The sequence below is a fragment of the Phreatobacter sp. genome (assembly GCF_016793595.1).
Lineage (GTDB): Bacteria > Pseudomonadota > Alphaproteobacteria > Rhizobiales > Phreatobacteraceae > Phreatobacter.
The window spans coordinates 1-1,160 of sequence record NZ_JAEULY010000026.1 but is presented as its reverse complement, the minus strand read 5'-3'; the positions used below and the strand labels follow the sequence as shown (position 1 = coordinate 1,160).

Annotated in this window: 1 protein-coding gene; it reads right to left on the bottom strand. The window is 74.4% G+C overall.

The window, feature by feature from the left end; genetic code table 11:
- Window positions 1–2: 2 nt before the first annotated feature.
- Window positions 3–1,160 (bottom strand): autotransporter outer membrane beta-barrel domain-containing protein (locus JNK84_RS21630; RefSeq protein WP_293428137.1); only part of this gene is annotated, 1,158 nt, incomplete at its 5' end.

The window sequence follows — 1,160 nt, the reverse complement described above, 5'->3', positions numbered from 1 at the left end:
CCCTACCAGCTCTGCCTGAGCGCGACGCTTCCCCTGATGGATCGGTGGCGGTCGCCGAGTTCGCCGTCGAGGGCGAGGGAGGCATTGAGGCCCTGGCGGAAGCGGGCCTCGACGCCGAGGGTGGCGAGCGCGGTGTGGGTGGAGGCCCTGGCGCCGAAGACGGTGAAGGTGGAGCCTGCCAGTGCCTGGAACCGGGCCTCGGCGGCGCGCTGCGTGTTGGACTGGACGGCATAGGCGAGGCGCGAGAAGGCGATGAGGTTGCCGGTCTCCGCCGAGGCGACAAGGGCGTCGGCGCGGGCGCCGAGCTCGGCCCTGAGCGTGCCGGTGGTGCGGCCGGCATAGGCCAGCGCGAAGGCGCCGGTGGCGGGCGCGACCCAGGTCTCGCGATAGCCCGGCGCGATGTAGGCGATGGCCTCGGCGGCGGCATAGGGCGTCACGCCGGCAATGCCGAGGGCGAAGCGGCGGCCCGTCTCGATGCGGCCGCCAAAGGTGTGGCCGACCGGGCCGGAGCGATAGGTCTCGGTGACGCCGAGGGCCACGACATTGCGGGTGACGTCGAAACGGTTCCAGCCATAGGCGAGGGCGCCCGAGAGGTAACCCGGGCCGAGCCGCATGGAAGCGTAAGCGCCGAGCTGGGCGAAGTCGCCGGTGCCGGAACCGAGCGCGCCGAGGCCGAAGCTCGTGCCGCCGCCGGCGAGGGCGAAGCCGACGACGAGGTTCGGCGCGACGAGCTTGTCCGCGCCGGCCGCGACGCCGTAGATCGAGGAAGCCGTGCCGGCGGCGCCCAGCCCGGCATCGGAGGCGGTGCGGCCGGCCTGGCCATAGGCCCGCGTCCAGATCGACCAGGCGGCCTCGAGGCGGGCGGCGGGCGTGCGGGCAGCGCCCATATCCGCCATCTCGATGAGCGAGGAGCCCGGCGCGGCCGCCGTGCCGCCGCGCGAGCCGGCCATCGGATCGAGCATGATCCCGAGGAAGGTCGAGGCGCTGGTGAGGGAGGTGGCGGAGGCGCCCGTGGCGGCCTCGCCGGAGAGGCGGTTCAGCGAGGCGGCAAGCGGCGCGCCGTAGAGACCGAGGATCGGGTTGAAGGCGGCGGGCGGGGTCGCGCCGCCGTTCAGGGCCGCATCGATGCCGGCCGCGACATTGCGCGGATTGACGCCGCC